Consider the following 16,145-nt stretch of genomic DNA (forward strand, 5'->3'; position numbering starts at 1 on the left):
CTCAATAGAAGTATCATGGAGTGCAAAGCCCTCCATGATACTTATTAATCTTTTCAAAGCTTATAAACCATTATTAAATGAAAGAAATTACAATCAAACTAAAAGAAGGCCAGTATATGGCCGATATCATGGATGCGCTGCTTTCAGATAGTATTTATTTTAAGATACTTCCTGGAATACGTGCGACGTCAATGGAACTAGCAGCAATGCGTAACTCAGTAATAATAGAAGCTAATGTACCAGTGATCAGGGGCAAAAGAACAAAAGGCTTCTTTGGCATTTACGAAGGTATTTACATTGATGATATTGTGAATTATATGAGTAATGATAAAATTATCTATAAAAAAATTATGGTTACTCCGGAATCATTTTACAAGGTAATGAAAGCAGCTGAGATCCTTAATTTAGATATCTATAAGCAATACTTCTTACTTTTTGATGAGTGTGACCGCACTATGAAAGATGTTGCTTTCCGTGAAAAAATACTATTACCACTTAATGACTTCTTTAAATTTGATCAGAAAGCATTCATTTCAGCTACGGCAGTATTACCAACAGATCCAAGATTTATTGAGCATAATTTTAAAAAAGTATTAATAGATCCTACATATGATTACAGAAAGGAAATCGAGTTAATACCCAGTAATAATGTCTCCTTAAGTCTCAAAAATCTAATAGAAGCAAATCCGAATGAGACCTTTTGTATTTTCTTAAATTCCATTCGGGGAATTACTTCTCTAATTGAAGATCTTCAGATAAAGGAAGAAAGCCAGATATTCTGTTCTAGGGAAAAGATGTATCCATTGCGATCTAAAGGTTACAATTGTGACGAACAAATCACCAGTAGCTTTGGAATTTTAAACGGATTTACCAGCAGATTTAATTCCGCTGTTGATATTATGATGGACGTGCAGCCCATTGTTGTTCTGGCAACAAATCTACATTTTGCTGATCACACTATGATAGATCCCAGATCAGAAGCAATCCAAATTGTAGGTCGGTTCCGAAACGGTGTAAAAAAAATATATGCGATATCAAATTTCTCTGATTCGCTTAGTGCAAAAAACCGAGAGCAATGCTTAAGTTTCTCGACGGCTGTGAGCAAAGTTATAACGATATAAAGCTCCTTCGACAATCTACTAATGATGAAGGTGCGATTCAAACATTGGACGAAGCATTAAACTTGGTAACCTACTCCAAATTTATTAATGAAGACGGATCTAAAAACCACTTTATGGTGGATCATTTTCTTTATGATCAAAGTGTAAGGATGATATTCCAATCAGTGGAGAACTTTAAAAATGCTTACAATAACAATTACTTCAAACCGAACATCAATTCAGAATTTTATCAAATCCCCGACGCTGATTATAAAGTTGCGCGAAACGGTATCACGATGAAAGATTTAGTGATTAGCATAGTTAATACGATTAGAAAGGCAAAAGAATCGCCAGCGTCGTATTTGATTGACAACCGTGATATAATTCTAAAAGAAATACAGAAATGCTACCCCGATATTTATGATGCTTACTTCATTTTGGGGGAAGAGGAATTATTAAAAATAGCATACTCAAGTAAGAAGATCATTGCTGCTACCAATGCTAAAAGAATTAAAGAGAACAAATCTAATTTTAGCTTTATTTATGACTTAGATGAAATGTTTCCCGATGATTTTGAAGCTACAACTGACATATATAAATCGATGCTTGAGACCGGGATTAATAAGAATGATTTGAACCTTAGACCGACAATCAAACTGTTACAAGAATATTTTGATTTAGGGCCTAGAACAACTTTAAAATCTTCTCCCGATAAAAAAGGTTATAAAGTCATCCGGGCGAAATTCAATAGAAAAAAGATCAGACAGTAATTAATTGTATTTAACCCCTTATAATTTAGTGTCTGAAAGTTCTTCCTTAAAAAGAAGAACTTTTTTTTTATAATTTTTTAAAAATTCAAATATCCCGCCCACCAAGCCTATAAACATCAATCCCCCCGACTTTGATTTAGGGGAAATGAAATAATATACAAGAAACCAGTTCTGTTTACCGCACTTCAACTGTACCAATATCGCAGTCTTTCTTTTCTAAAAGTAACGCAGCTATAATCGGAATCTGTATTTCCAAATATCATAGACCTGTACGACAAATTCCGCCCATCGGAAATAAGCAACTCTATTTAAACAATCCTACCAGTACCAATCCTGCATTGCAAATCAATAAATAATCACTTAAACACTTTTAAAATCACGCTCTGGATTAACAGGGTATTGCATCCGTATGGCCAAAAAAGCACAAGTACAATCAAATTTCAATTCACAAAACCAATCAAAAACAATTAATCCAAGCCAAATCCTTTCAAACACAGATCAAATGACAGTTTTAACAGAAAACACCGAAATCGTTCTAGAAAAGAACTTAGACCAGAGAAACATTGCAGTTGAAGAAGCATACTTCAGCATTGTAAAACAAACCAGAGAATTATTAACAGCATTTGACAGCCTAAAATATCGGATGTCTGTAACTGTTGATCACTTAAACTCTGGTAAACCAACCAATCTTATAAATGAATGGTTAAGTTCATTCCATAACTTCACTTTAACTCGCAATAGATTCGGATATCTGATGATTTACGTAAGCTATGATGAAGACTCTCTAACCAGATTTGGAGACAAACTATTCAACAGGATGCTTAGAATAGTATTTAATACTACTAATTCCACTGTTGGAGGTACAAATATTGAAAACTGTATAAGAATCGACCATTGTGCTACAGATATTCAGCCATTCTTTATAAATAGATTGTTCAGTCAAGAACACGATTATATTACGGTGCATACGGAAGAGAAAGTTCCTGCATAAAATACATTATTGATTTGCATATGGTTTCATTCTTCTTTATATCTTTACGATAAATAAAGCAGGAGAATGAAACCAGCAGATTAAATAAGAATATACAATCTATTTCCAAGATACTAGCGTTAGCTATTGTTCTTGTGCTTGAAACCTGAGAAACTTCTACACAACGAGAACAGATGTGCGAACGTCCATGCGAAAGCGTGGACTGTTCCAGTCTGTTGTGTGGGCTTCTCAGGGCCTCAAGCATGGATTGGCTACAGTTCCACGCTTTCGTCGTTAATCACCGGATTGGAACTACCGGTATAAAAATAATATCCAATGTCAATATCAAAAAGTGCAAAGCAGCAGCAAGTCGATAATGCCTTTCAAAATGTCTACAAGATCATATTAGAAATATCAGCTCGTATTGACAAATACGGTACTGGCTTAGATCCAGTGATCGGTAAAATGATTTTAAAACTTGAAGATACGATACTAGAATTCAAGAACCTATCTGATCAATATCAGGATAGTGTTGCCACTGTGAATATCGATGGGAAGATCGCAATAATCCCAGCTGCAAACCATTTCATCGGAGACTTTGTCGGTGAAATACGTAAAAATATTTATTACACTTTTCCTAAGCTACGTTAAATCACTATTGAAATTAGGAAACAGCATTTATAATGCATCGATATGAATAATTCATTTGAAAAATTATACTTAGGTTATAAAACCAAATACATCTATCGGCACGGTCAAGCAAAATTCAATACAATAGAATTTAAAGTTCAAAATTCAAGCAAAATAGCTCAGTTAAACAGTTTGTCAATCCAACAGAGAACTGAACCAAGTCAAGGTGATTTTGGAGTTGCGATCCAATCGATGGCATATTTTATATTTTCCGGTGGAGATACATGTGCTATGGCTGAATTTATTGCGACAAAGCATTGGGATGAAACTGTAAATTATCGATATGAATTTTGTGATGAGGAGGCACTGGCTCGTAAAGGTCAATCAATTTTGAATAAATGGCATAAAAACATAAAATAGTATGATGTCATTATTATACCAATCATCCCACTAATTGACATAAATCCTTCCATTGTATATAGCAAGTGTACCATTATGGTTTCCCGTAATAAAAGATTTGGCTTACATGTAATTTAGTGGAATGCAACATAAGTAACATTAATACACTTCAACTCCAGCACAGAAAAAACATAATAACGAGAGGCTAAACTCACTATCTCAAAATCCTTAAAAAAAGATCCTAAACGAATGAAAAAAGTAAACATGTTAATACTATTGGCTGTACTATTATTTAGTGCGTGCAAGAAAAATGGTAACGATACAGTAGAGCCAACAAATGCCTGTAAAATTGTATCAGTAAAAGAAGGTGATGATCCTGCATCCACATATACGTATGATGGAAATGGTAAAGTATCAAAGGTTACTAATCTTTATGGATTTGGCACTGGATCATTCAATTATGAAACGGGAAAGGTTAACTTTATAGATGCCAAAGGTGCTGAAAACCAGTCATTCAATGTTGATGCATCAGGAAGAATAATCTCTGACGATTTTGACATTTATAAATATAATGCTGATGGTTACCTTATAGAAAAGATTAGAAAGGGCAGTACTACGCCAGAATTTGTATTATCATACAGCAATGGTAATCTGGTTAAAGTGATTACTGATGGTACTGAAACTACAGATATCACTTATTATGATAATGAACCGTACCAAAACTTACTCGGATATGAAAATGCATTATATAGCAATTTACTTTTCAATCAGCATACATTTTCTAGTCTCACTGCAACGTTCACAGGGAAAAGTTCTAAAAATTTGGTGAAAGATATTTCTAAACAAATTACCAGAGGTGGTACTATCCAAAAATTCAAGGAGACTTACGTTTATAAGAAGGATCAAGATGGTAAAGTGATCTCATTAAACATTAAGAGCGAATCTCCAGCAGGTTATTATAACGGAGTAAATACTATTTCTTTTACATATCAATGCCAGTAAAACTATTAAAAACATATTGAGATATAAAAGCTGAAATTATTGCACACCAAGATTAGAGTCACAGAAATGTGGCTCTTTTTGTTTAATTTTGGGATAACGATGATCGACTAGATCAGGTAACTTATGAAAGGTATTATTAGAAAATTATCCCCTAAACCTATCCCTTCGAATGAAACCACATTGGCGATAGAATGCCAAATACTTGGTATCACTTACGGCTCCTACTATGTGCTTGACGAATCAAATTATGTTAAACTCCTGCCAAAAAAATGGGTTGAAATAACAGATTATGAACAACCTGACTTCTGGATAAATGTACATGATGAAGTATTACTGCCAGAAGAATGGCTTTCAGAGAATTATATGCTACTTTATGATTGTGATATACTAGATGAGTGGGACGAGATTTGGATTACAACGCAGTTTGCAAAAGGTCTTTCAAGATTCAATTTACCAACAGTTCCATTGAACTATAAAAATGCCTTTGATAGCGAATATAAAGTAGGATTAGTCTGCAATTATCTGCGATTGGCGTGTGATTATGACAACCTTGTGGAGCGTTATATGACATGGATCTATACTTTTGGATATTTTGACAATAATGTTGATTTTTTCAGAGTGATTAATGGTGAACCTCAACATTTTACGAAGAAGCTATTGTCAGATCAGACAAACGGATTTGAGGTATTAAAGGAAATTCTCAAACAGATAGGTCATCCGTTTGAAGATTCTAAGTTAAGTTTTGACTCTGACAAGTTAGAAATAATAAGGAATAGAGTATTATTCTCCATATGGTCATTATTTGCCACTAAACAATTTGATGTGTACCAATTAATATTTGAGAAGTATGGGCAGAGCGATTATGTTGTGCAATTGAATGATCAATACTATCTCTTATCATTTGATTATTGTACTTAAAAGCGAACCATTCTTCCGATATCAGTTTTTTCCACAGATGGTAGCTTCAGGTATACAAGGGTTTGAATTAATAAGGCCAGTATAAGAATAACCTTCCTGTGCCATCTATCATCAAATTGCGGACAGTTCTCATTTATAATTAACCTATTAACTATTCATCCTAAAGACTCCCCATGCTCCATTAGCGGCTTAGATGGAGGTATGGGGAGTTTTAGTCTTTAAGCGCTGGTTGTATAGAATTGCTGTGCTTTTCATTATGGATAGTACGGGCAGTTCGTTCTATCAGCGGACCTGTGGTATGATTAAAGCCAGTGCAGTAAATAAGGTACTGCGCATTCGTAAGCGTTGCATTAAGAATGCCAGATATGACCTCGTTCAGCTAGGATAAGTTTATCCTGGCTTCACTTCGTTTCAAAACATATCTGTCATACATGAATGCTTTACGCAAACTGCATCGCTCCGTGATAGCTTCCTTCGCCTTCAAATCTCCTCCATTTCACTACGTTGATTTAAAATGCCTCAGCCATCTTTTAGTATATGCTCACCTACGCGTCGGCTAAAACTGCAGCTAGGCTTTGTGTCCTTGACATAGCACGCAGTCATCCTGCGGATTACCTCTGCGTACATTTTAACCTCAATTCGCGAAGTTTAAGTGAGCAATTATAAATGTGCAGATTAAATAGTATGTTAGTGTTCTAAAGATTCAAAAATGGCCACGTCAATTAGTGTATTCCCTTATGATAAGTTTAAAGAGATTGAAGGTAAGTTAAAAAGCAAATTAAATCTAGATGCTCTTCCTATAATAGCTGAGAGCACTTATAGAAAAGATCCCGCAGAAAGATATGGGCATGTGGTGATTAAGCTCGAGTTGGAGAAAGATGAAGAAATGATTAAAAGTTTAGGCAGTTTTTCAGATGACAAATATTTTTATTCATGGGAAGCCGATGGTAAAGCTTTGCCTAGAGATGGGTTTGAGAAAGAGATTAAAGAACCTATCGAGAGACTGGTGTTTTTACTGGAAATAATGAATTCTAACACTATACCCCTTAGATTTACGATTTTAAGTGGAAGTTATTTTGAAAGCTTTAAGTCTAGCCACAAAAGAGCTACTATTCAGGCATTAATAGACCTAGTTAATAAGTTGTAAATAACTATTATCCGTGCGATCTGAATCCAAGCGAACGTTACCTACAGTGTAATAAGATTATAATATAGGCTTCACAGCTTTCATACTTCAAGCTACTTGTGTAAAAACATAGTCAAAGTCGTGCTTACGCACTTCTCCTTTGACACCTTCGTTCAGTTCGCAGGCGGTGAGCACAATTTAAATTTTCTATAAATCAAATGCCATTTGGGTTTTGAAATCAATTCCTTTTACATCTGGATAGCGTCCAATTATTTCTTCTATCACTATTTGTCCCTTTAATTGAAATAATGGTATATTACAGGATCTAATAAATATAACGCGAATGAGTATTACACCCAGAGGCATGAGTGTCCAAGAGGCTTACCGAAACTATGCTGACAATAAATTTCTAGTTAATAGGAGATACCAAAGAAAGTTAGTATGGGCAGTTGATGAAAAAAATTGCTTTATTGCAATATACGTTTGATCAGTATGTAAATAAAATATTGGACGCAATTAGTAAGTCGGAATTGAGTGAGCCTTTAAAATCGCAAGTCTTGTCTCAATTAGATATTGTTGAATATAAAGGTTTAAGTGTTATACGATTAACAGTCCCTAAGCAACAAGAGCTTTCTTTTGTTGGAAGTGAATGTTTTATAAGGGAGAACTCGAATACTATCGAAATGAAAGGCCCCAAAGTAGTCGCCATTAGTAAACTGTTTTCAAATACAAAGTAAATATAGATTTTAACAAGCGAGTGGTTAGCATGATGAAATTAAAGACAATTGATGACTTTTACGATTTTCTTAAAACACAAACGGAAACAACTGATAATTCAATTTATCGAGGGGTCCGCAATTCGACCTTTAATTTGACGCCATCAATAGGTCGATTAAAAGATAAAAACGGACAAAATTTAACAGTTAAGGAAGAGAAAAGATTATTTGATGTTTTCAAACATAGGGCTTATCCATTTATACGGGACTATAAAGATGATGATCTCGAATTGCTATCTATAGGTCAACACCATGGTCTGCCAACTAGCTTATTAGATTGGTCGAAAAACCCTTTAATAGCAACATATTTTGCAGTTGAGGAGGTTTTCACTAAAGATGATCAAAAACTTAGCGACTACTCATGTGTTTATATTTTCAAGCCCACCGGATTAGTGACATTAAGTGAAACTTATGATCCGTTTTTAATCAAAAATGTGAGGCGATATGTTCCTAAACATTGGGATCAAAGAATAATAGCACAGGGTGGACTATTTACAATTCACAATTCTCCATATGAGCCGTGGGAACCTGCCGATTTAAAAAAAATACAAATTCACAAAAGCCTTAGAAACCAAATTAAAACAACTTTAAACCGATTTGGAATACATCCTGGTACGGTATACCCTGATCTTGATGGCATTGCAAAACATATTAAGTGGTTACGATCAAATGAGCACTAATTTGTGTTTTGACCTCGCTGTTTGCTAGTAGATAATAAAATTTCGTATAGATATGAGAATCATTTACATCTGCCTTTGGTTTAGATAATATTAAAGAGATTTGGAACCATTCTTATAATAGACGTAAATCACTAAACCTATTATTGAAAATATCGAGAAAACTGAAGGACACCTTAAAAATAGTTCTACGATAGTTATATTTAGGGATTATACCTTTTATTTTATCATCCTATCTCTATGTTTCAAAAATCGAATGAGGAAATTGATATTAGTGCATTAAAATCTTAATAATATAATTATGGCAGAATCCTTCCCAGAATTACATACAAATGTTTCAGGTAAAATAAGAAACACAAAACTACCCAAAGCCAAATCCCTGTGGCCTTTATTTGAAACCTTAAGTAATTCTATTCACGCCATCCAGGACAAGGGATTATCAACAGGAAAGATTTCAATTAATGTAATTAGACAAGGAAATGAAGAACTTTTGGCGGAATGCGAAAAAGTTGACATCTACCCGATAAAGGATATAGAGATTATAGACAATGGTATTGGTCTCAATTTGGATAATTTTAATTCATTTTTAACAGCAGAATCTGACCATAAGATAGAAAGGGGAGCTAAAGGAATTGGTAGGTTCGTCTGCTTGAAAGCTTTCAAAAGTTTGAGTTTTAAAAGTAGTTATTTAAATGAGGAAACAAAAACGAATCAGATAAGGGAATTTATATTTAAACCTCAAGATAAGGGCATTTTTCAACATACAGTAATCGACTCTTCAAGTAAAAAAACAGGAACATCAGTAATATTAAATAGCTTTATCACTGAATACCAAGAGACTTGTCCAAAATCATTATATGATATTGGTGAAAAGATAATTGATCATTTTTTAGTCTATTATCTTAACAAAAAAGCTCCAAGCATCGATATTATAGAAAAAATAAATGGTTTTAAAATCGACTTGAACAGTATTTTTAATACATCTTTCAAAGCCGCTATTAAAGGGAGCAAGTTCAATCTTTATGGTGATGAATTCAACATCCATCTACTGCGGCTTTATGACGTAAAGAAAGGTCACCGAATCCATTACTGTGGACATGATAGGGTGGTAAGGGAAGAGAAGCTTGTTAAATACATTCCAGATCTTGGCAACTCGATTATGGAAGAAGCAGGTGCTTATTTTACATATCAAGTATATGTAACTAGCAAGTTTCTTGATGAAAATGTTGACAATGAACGTACTAGCTTTGATTTTCCAGATACTCCAGAAGGTTCAGAACTACAAAATCTAGTGAATGATCCGCCCAATTTGGATCGTATTCGTCAAAAAGTAATTCAATCTCTAGAATCGGTACTTGAAGTGTATTTGAATAATGTAAGAGAAGATAAATATACAAAATACAGCGATCATATAATATCTGATGCACCACAGTATAAAACGCTACTGAAATATAAACCTGATGTTGTTCGAAATATGAGTCCGAATTTGTCAGGTAATAGGCTGAATATAGAATTATTCAAAGTTCAATCTGACTTAGAAATTGAGGTAAAGGAATTAGGAGAAAAAGTATTAAATCAGAACTTTGTTACCGACAGTGATGAATACAAGAAGCTTTATGATGAATTTATAGAAAAGTTTAATGATATCGGGAAGGCAAGTCTTGCTAAGTACATTGTTCACAGAAAATCTGTTATTGAACTACTAGACAAATTTCTCGGGGTCGATGACCAGACTGAGTATTATACTGAAGAGACAATTCATAAAATATTTTTTCCGTTAAAAAGTAATTCTGATGAGATTACATTTGAACAGCAAAACTTATGGCTGATTGACGAACGATTATCATATCATTCATATTTGGCATCAGACAAATCTTTTAAAGAGGTTAAGGTATTGCCTGGTCTTGATAGCCTTGATAGACCAGATTTGTTAATTTTTAATGAAAGCTTCGCCTTCGTAAATGACACCGCGCCTCATAACTCATTCGTGATAGTGGAGTTTAAGCGACCTGAAAGGCATGATTATAATACTAGAAATAAGAAGAAAAATCCAATAGATCAAGTTACGTCCTACATTAGCACAATTAGAGACAATAAGGCCACTGATCGCCGAGGAAAGATTATTCAAATTGATAAAGATAGAACTCCGTTTTATGCCTACATAATCTGTGATTTTAACAATAGCCTTTTAGAAATTCTTGATGAGCGTAATTATACCCAAACTCCGGACGGATTAGGATATTTCTATTTTCACTCTAAATACAACGCATATATAGAAGTCATATCGTATGTTAAACTGTTAAAAGATGCAAAAGCAAGAAATCGACTGTTATTTGACAAATTAGGTTTACCTAGCCACTAATAGCTATGATAGATAATTATCCTAAGCATATAAATTATACCAACGAAACCCTTTGCTCAGTTGACGGTTGCAAGAAGTCCCCGAATGTTGAGGTCGTTCTATATGATTTTTATGAATTTGCAAATGAAACTTTCTATGAACAGGATTATAGTTGCCCTTTTCTTTGCGCGGAACACATGCAAATTAACGAAGATAAAGCGATCGGCTCAAGGTTACCAAGAGGAAAGGTTCATTACCCCTACACTAATAGAGGCGGGGCCCAAGGGTTTTGTAAATATAATCCTTTAAAGGATATATATCCATTGTTATTTTCTTCTGGTGATGCGGAGAATAATATTGAATTGCAGATAAGTTTACAGGAAATAAATGAGGAACTTATTTCATATTTAGCCAAACATCCGGAATTTATTCACCAGTTGCATCATAGGAAATTTGAGGAATTGATAGCAGAAATTTTCAGGAAAAAGGGCTACGAAGTAACATTAACACCTCAAACCAGAGATGGTGGTAAAGATATAGTAGCAGTTTATAACAGTCCATTTGGTCATCAAATGTTCATTATTGAGTGCAAAAAATATAAAGAAGATTTCAAAGTAGGTGTTGAATTGGTTCGAGGCTTATATGGTGTTAAAAGTGCTGAAAGGTATACGCAAGCCATTTTAGTTACATCATCCACCTTTACCGATGATGCAAAAAGATTCGTAAAACCCCTTCAGTATGAATTATCCTTAAAAGATTTTAATGACGTTAAAGGATGGTGTTCAGATTATTCTAGGTTATAATGTTCTTAAAGTCTTATAGAGTTTTGACGTCACTTCCGAAAGAATCTCAGGTTAATTAAAATTAATTAATCGACAACAAAGGAAATCTTACTCAAATCAACATGTTTCAAGAAATTCCGGCATAATATATACTTGAGGATGTACTTTATTTGTATAAATTCCAGGACATGCGTAATATTTCAAAATGAAACTTGTCTGAATGTATATGGAGATTCCGGTATAATTGACCACCCAGTTCCGGATGAAATTGACCAGTCATTCTGTTAAAAATTGACCATTAGTTTCCGGTGAAACTGACCACCTGGGGTTTTAGTAAAAGTGATCCTGTTTTTTAAGATTTGTATTTAAACAATTTTAAAAAGCATGGCCAATACATCACTTAGTATGAATAAAATTCGTCAGATTATTCGCATGTATACCCAGGGTACCGGTAAACTCACTATCTCTATGCGTTGTGGGGTGTCACGAAATACGGTAAAAAAATATCTGGCAGCATTTGAGCAGAGCGGTTTTAGCTTTAAAGAGATCAATACGCTCAGCGACCAGGCCCTGGAGGATCTTTTTGGGAAAGCCAAAGTTGAAAAAGTATCCCTGCGGATGAAAAACTTGCTGAGCTTCTTTCCCTACATGGAAAAAGAGCTTAAACGTAAAGGCGTTACCCGAACAATTCTTTGGCGGGAATACATCGAAAAATTCCCTTCAGGTTACAGTCTTTCACAATTTTGCTTCCACTACCACCATTGGCATATTCAGGTCAACCCGGTCGTGCACCTGGAACATAAGGTTGGTGATAAACTTTATATTGATTTTGCCGGTGAAAAAATGCGCATTAAAAATCCTGATGATGGAACTGTTACTCCGGTAGAAATTTTTGTAGCCATTCTGGGTGCTTCCCAGTTGACCTATGTTGAAGCAGTATTTTCACAACAAAAAGAAGAATTGATCACTGCCTGTATCAATGCCCTTGACTATTATGGTGGTGTACCCAGGGCAATTGTTCCAGATAATTTAAAGGCTGCTGTACAGAAAAGCAATCGTTATGAGCCATCGCTCAATGAAACCTTTGAAGACTTCGCCAATCATTATGGGACTACTATTTTACCTGCCAGAGCCTACCATCCTAAAGACAAAGCTTTGGTAGAGGGAGCGGTTAAAATCATTTATACCCGTATCTATGCGCCTTTGGGTAAAGAGGTATTTCATTCGCTGAAAGACTTAAACCAAGCCATCTTGTCCGCCTTGGAAAAGCATAATGACCAACTGCTCAAAGGACGCAATTACAGTCGCAGGGTTCAATTTGAAGAAATTGAACGGACTGCGCTTCAGCCCTTACCCTTATTTCCTTATGAACTCAAAAAGATACACTATGCAACTGTCATGAAAAATGGCCATGTCCACCTGAGCATAGATAAACACTATTACAGCGTTCCGTTTCGTCTCATTGGTCTAAAAGTTAAGTTGCTCTATGGCCGCTCAACGGTAGAGATCTTCTATCATTATGAACGTGTGGCTATCCATAAACGAAGTCAAAGTCCTTACAATTACACTACCGATCAAGAGCATCTATCCAGTACGCACCGATTCATGAGCGAATGGTCAGCAGAACGTTTTATTTGCTGGGCAGAAGACATTCATGATGACGTTAAAGCTTTTATCATTAAGATACTGGATCGAAGACAGCATCCCGAACAAGCTTTCCGTTCCTGTGCAGGGATACTCAGCCTGTCAAAAAAAGTAGGCCATGAACGCTTGATCAATGCCTGCAGAAGGGGCCTTGGCTTTGGCAGCTATAGTTACAAAGCTATCCAGAATATTCTGGAGAAAAACATGGATCAATGTGATGATGAATCCTCAGCTAAGGAATTACCAATGCCGGAACACGACAATATCAGGGGAAAGAACTACTATCAATAATATCAACTTAACCAAATAAAATGAATACAAACACTTTAGAGAAGATGCGCAGGATGAAATTCTTTGGCATGTTCCACGCTTTTAAAGCAAGTCTGGAAACCCAGACAAACCAGCAATATTCTACTGATGAATTTCTGGCCCATTTGATCGAAGCAGAGTGGGAAGATCGACAGAACAGACGTATAGAGAGGCAGTTGCTCTATGCCAAATTTCGCTATAAAGCTTCAATTGAGGATATCTCCTACCATACAGAACGTGGAATTGACAGAAATCAAATTATGCGTCTGGCAGACTGCCAATTCATAGGACGTAGCGAATGTCTGCTGATTACAGGGAGCACTGGCATTGGTAAAAGTTATATCGCATCAGCAATTGGACACCAGGCATGTATATTGGGATATAAAGTGATTTATCACAGTACTCCTAAGCTTTTCGCTAAGTTAAAGATCGCTAAAGCTGATGGCTCCTACATGAAGGAAATTGCTAAGATAGAGCGACAGCAACTCCTGATTCTAGACGATTTCGGTATTCAACCTTTTGATGCGCAAAGTCGGGCCGCACTCATGGAAATCATAGAAGACCGCCACGGAAAGACCTCTTTAATTATTACCTCCCAACTGCCTGTAAGCAAGTGGCATGAGATAATTGGGGAAAAAACTGTAGCCGATGCTATTCTTGATAGAATTGTTCACGACTCAAATAGAATTGAATTAAAGGGAGAATCGCTGCGTAAGAAAAAACAGCAAGTTCTTATAGAAAATAACTACCAATAATAGCAAAAAATAATTATGTTTAACCCACTTTTACTGAGGCTGTCCTAAAAGGCTTCGCCAGCAAAATAGCTGGTCACTTTGCCACGGAATGAAGTGGTCAGTTTCACCGGAATATACACATTACTAACATATAAATAAATAACAGATTATAAACCACATGTCCCTTAAGTCACTCCTAAGAGTCTGAATTCCAGTTTACAAAAGGCTATAAAAAAAAGAAAGGGTTGTTCCATCCAGACACATCCCTATTCTAACCAAATATAAACCTGTATGAACGGGTTTTCCTTTATTTCTCAAGTTCAAGATTGAAGCTTGATGAACGATAATTATCTTTGTTTAAATGCGGAGTAGTTATTAGTTGCTCTCGCATTGACAATACAAATGTAATAAAAAAAAATAGAGTGTAAAAAATACACTAAGCTTTTGTGACTTTATTTTAACAAAACTTCCGTTTTTAACATTATTTAACAGTGTTTCATCTAGTAAACATTCCTGAAATGTTTAAATTTCAGTTATGAATAGAAAAATGAGACTTCTGATTGTACTTTTTGTCCTGCCATTTTCAATTTGTTCTGCTCAGGACCTCAAAACTATACTTGATTTAAAGAAGCTAGTGTCAGAGAATAAAATGCCCTTATACAATAGGAAGATAACGTCACTTGTTGAATCTGAGTATAATGGTATCAACTTTAATGAAGCGGCTGACTATGGTTTGGCATGGATCCCCGGGACAAAGTTTTATACGGGTAGCATCGAATTCGATGTAAAGGGTAATGATAAACCACAAGGCAGTTTTGTGGGACTTGCCTTCCAGGGAGTAAACAATAAGATTTTTGATGCTGTTTATTTCAGACCTTTCAATTTCCTTTCGCCTGATTCTTTGAAAAAGGCACATAGTGTTCAGTACATCTCACTGCCAAAATATGACTGGGAAATACTTCGGGATAGTTTCCCGGGAAAGTATGAGCATGCTGTCCATGCTTCTCCTGATCCTGAAAAATGGTTCCATGTATTAGTGGTGCTTACGGAGACCGAAGTGAAAGTTTATGTGAACGGCAATAGAGAATCCAGTTTATCTGTTAAAAAGTTAAGCAAACATAAAGAGGGGATGATTGGATTTTTTGTTGGGAATAACTCAGGTGGTGAATTTGCAAACCTTACCTTTAGCCCGGAAAACTAATTTGAACAACCATGCACCAGTTTATTTACGAATACGAATACAGGGGACAACCGAGGAAATTATTAATTCTTAAACCTGTTGAAGGTACAGATTATCGGGTGTTTGAAGATGCAAATTTCATGGGATCAATCCGACCGGTTGCAGAAGGGGGGAGTATAGTGAAGTGGAAAACAGAGTACAATGTGTTGAAACCTATTGCCAAAAAAATAGGAGAATATGTAGAATCCTGCGTCTCTCAAATGGCTGAGAAAGATTAATCGTGTTTTTTGTTCAGGTCGTTAAGACTTAATCTTGCTGCTATTTCATCAAAATCGATCAGGCTCATTTCCCGATCGTTCTCAATCAGGTACATCTTTTTTGTTTTCCTGCCGCCAGTGCTTAAATTAGGTTTTCTGACAACCAGCCTCATCTGGTAGGGAAACAGTTCAAATATGACGGAGAATGCAAATATTTCCTGCAGTGTCTCTTTATCAGCCGCTACAGATTTAAGGGGGACGAAGGAAGTTTTTTCCATTGCAGACAGGCTTACGCCGGAGTCATTCGCGTATAATTTCTCATATGCTGCCACGAAAATTGCCTCAGCATCAGTAATATTCCGCATGCTAAAGCCGGAAAGCTCTAGTTCTTTCTCGATGTTGAAAGTATAATTCATTGCTTTTTAAACATTATCCTGTTAAAAAAGGAATTGCGGCTGTTCCGCTCAGGTACTGGTAACTCAGAAACGAACATACAAGCTCACGCCAAAAGCGTGAGCATTGCAATTGTC

At 35.5% G+C, this 16,145-nt stretch carries 17 protein-coding genes; 16 read left to right on the forward strand and 1 reads right to left on the reverse strand.

Translation table 11 applies throughout. The features are described from left to right. The first annotated feature begins 77 nt into the window (after positions 1 to 77). The 16 genes from OQX62_RS04965 (at position 78) to OQX62_RS05040 (ending at position 15,636) form a co-directional block, all read left to right on the forward strand. A complete protein-coding gene (locus OQX62_RS04965; RefSeq protein WP_265830305.1) occupies positions 78 to 1,121 on the forward strand; it encodes a hypothetical protein in 1,044 nt (347 codons plus the stop codon). Next, entirely contained in the window at positions 1,076 to 1,870 is a 795-nt protein-coding gene (locus OQX62_RS04970; RefSeq protein ID WP_265830306.1) for a hypothetical protein, read from the forward strand. Before OQX62_RS04965 ends, OQX62_RS04970 begins: the two co-directional genes overlap by 46 nt. 409 nt (positions 1,871 to 2,279) lie before the next feature. Beyond that, positions 2,280 to 2,861, forward strand: a complete 582-nt coding sequence (locus tag OQX62_RS04975) for a hypothetical protein (RefSeq protein WP_265830307.1) — start codon at positions 2,280 to 2,282, stop codon at positions 2,859 to 2,861. Positions 2,862 to 3,176: 315 nt separating this feature from the next. Then, positions 3,177 to 3,491 (forward strand): hypothetical protein, encoded by a 315-nt coding sequence (locus OQX62_RS04980; RefSeq protein ID WP_265830308.1) that lies wholly within the window; start codon positions 3,177 to 3,179, stop codon positions 3,489 to 3,491. 42 nt (positions 3,492 to 3,533) lie between these two features. Continuing rightward, positions 3,534 to 3,890, forward strand: a complete 357-nt coding sequence (locus OQX62_RS04985) for a hypothetical protein (protein WP_265830309.1) — start codon at positions 3,534 to 3,536, stop codon at positions 3,888 to 3,890. 228 nt (positions 3,891 to 4,118) lie between these two features. After that, entirely contained in the window at positions 4,119 to 4,871 is a 753-nt protein-coding gene (locus OQX62_RS04990; protein ID WP_265830310.1) for a hypothetical protein, read from the forward strand. A 123-nt stretch (positions 4,872 to 4,994) separates the two neighbouring features. Next, positions 4,995 to 5,789: a hypothetical protein gene (locus tag OQX62_RS04995; RefSeq protein ID WP_265830311.1), complete on the forward strand. Its 795-nt coding sequence runs from the start codon at positions 4,995 to 4,997 to the stop codon at positions 5,787 to 5,789. Positions 5,790 to 6,498: 709 nt separating this feature from the next. Beyond that, complete coding sequence (locus OQX62_RS05000) at positions 6,499 to 6,936, forward strand: hypothetical protein (RefSeq protein ID WP_265830312.1); 438 nt, start codon at positions 6,499 to 6,501, stop codon at positions 6,934 to 6,936. A 431-nt stretch (positions 6,937 to 7,367) separates the two neighbouring features. Beyond that, a complete protein-coding gene (locus OQX62_RS05005; RefSeq protein ID WP_265830313.1) occupies positions 7,368 to 7,652 on the forward strand; it encodes a hypothetical protein in 285 nt (94 codons plus the stop codon). A 29-nt stretch (positions 7,653 to 7,681) separates the two neighbouring features. After that, on the forward strand, positions 7,682 to 8,371 hold the full coding sequence (locus OQX62_RS05010; RefSeq protein ID WP_265830314.1) for an FRG domain-containing protein: 690 nt from the start codon (positions 7,682 to 7,684) through the stop codon (positions 8,369 to 8,371). 298 nt (positions 8,372 to 8,669) lie between these two features. Next, positions 8,670 to 10,730: a hypothetical protein gene (locus OQX62_RS05015; RefSeq protein ID WP_265830315.1), complete on the forward strand. Its 2,061-nt coding sequence runs from the start codon at positions 8,670 to 8,672 to the stop codon at positions 10,728 to 10,730. A 5-nt stretch (positions 10,731 to 10,735) separates the two neighbouring features. Continuing rightward, entirely contained in the window at positions 10,736 to 11,512 is a 777-nt protein-coding gene (locus OQX62_RS05020) for a restriction endonuclease (RefSeq protein ID WP_265830316.1), read from the forward strand. A 363-nt stretch (positions 11,513 to 11,875) separates the two neighbouring features. Continuing rightward, positions 11,876 to 13,426 (forward strand): IS21 family transposase, encoded by a 1,551-nt coding sequence (istA, locus tag OQX62_RS05025; protein WP_265830317.1) that lies wholly within the window; start codon positions 11,876 to 11,878, stop codon positions 13,424 to 13,426. A 20-nt stretch (positions 13,427 to 13,446) separates the two neighbouring features. Continuing rightward, positions 13,447 to 14,199 (forward strand): IS21-like element helper ATPase IstB, encoded by a 753-nt coding sequence (gene istB, locus OQX62_RS05030; protein ID WP_265830318.1) that lies wholly within the window; start codon positions 13,447 to 13,449, stop codon positions 14,197 to 14,199. A gap of 514 nt (positions 14,200 to 14,713) precedes the next feature. Beyond that, complete coding sequence (locus OQX62_RS05035) at positions 14,714 to 15,379, forward strand: hypothetical protein (RefSeq protein ID WP_265830319.1); 666 nt, start codon at positions 14,714 to 14,716, stop codon at positions 15,377 to 15,379. Between the two features lie 11 nt (positions 15,380 to 15,390). Then, positions 15,391 to 15,636 carry a hypothetical protein gene (locus OQX62_RS05040; protein WP_265830320.1) on the forward strand — a complete coding sequence of 82 codons (246 nt, stop codon included), beginning with the start codon at positions 15,391 to 15,393 and terminating at the stop codon, positions 15,634 to 15,636. Here the strand turns inward: OQX62_RS05040 and OQX62_RS05045 are convergent. Further along, entirely contained in the window at positions 15,633 to 16,031 is a 399-nt protein-coding gene (locus OQX62_RS05045) for a hypothetical protein (RefSeq protein ID WP_265830321.1), read from the reverse strand. The two genes, OQX62_RS05040 and OQX62_RS05045, sit on opposite strands and share 4 nt — an antisense overlap. Between the last annotated feature and the right edge of the window lie 114 nt (positions 16,032 to 16,145).

The organism is Pedobacter sp. MR2016-24 (assembly GCF_026239655.1).
Classification (GTDB): Bacteria; Bacteroidota; Bacteroidia; order Sphingobacteriales; family Sphingobacteriaceae; genus Pedobacter.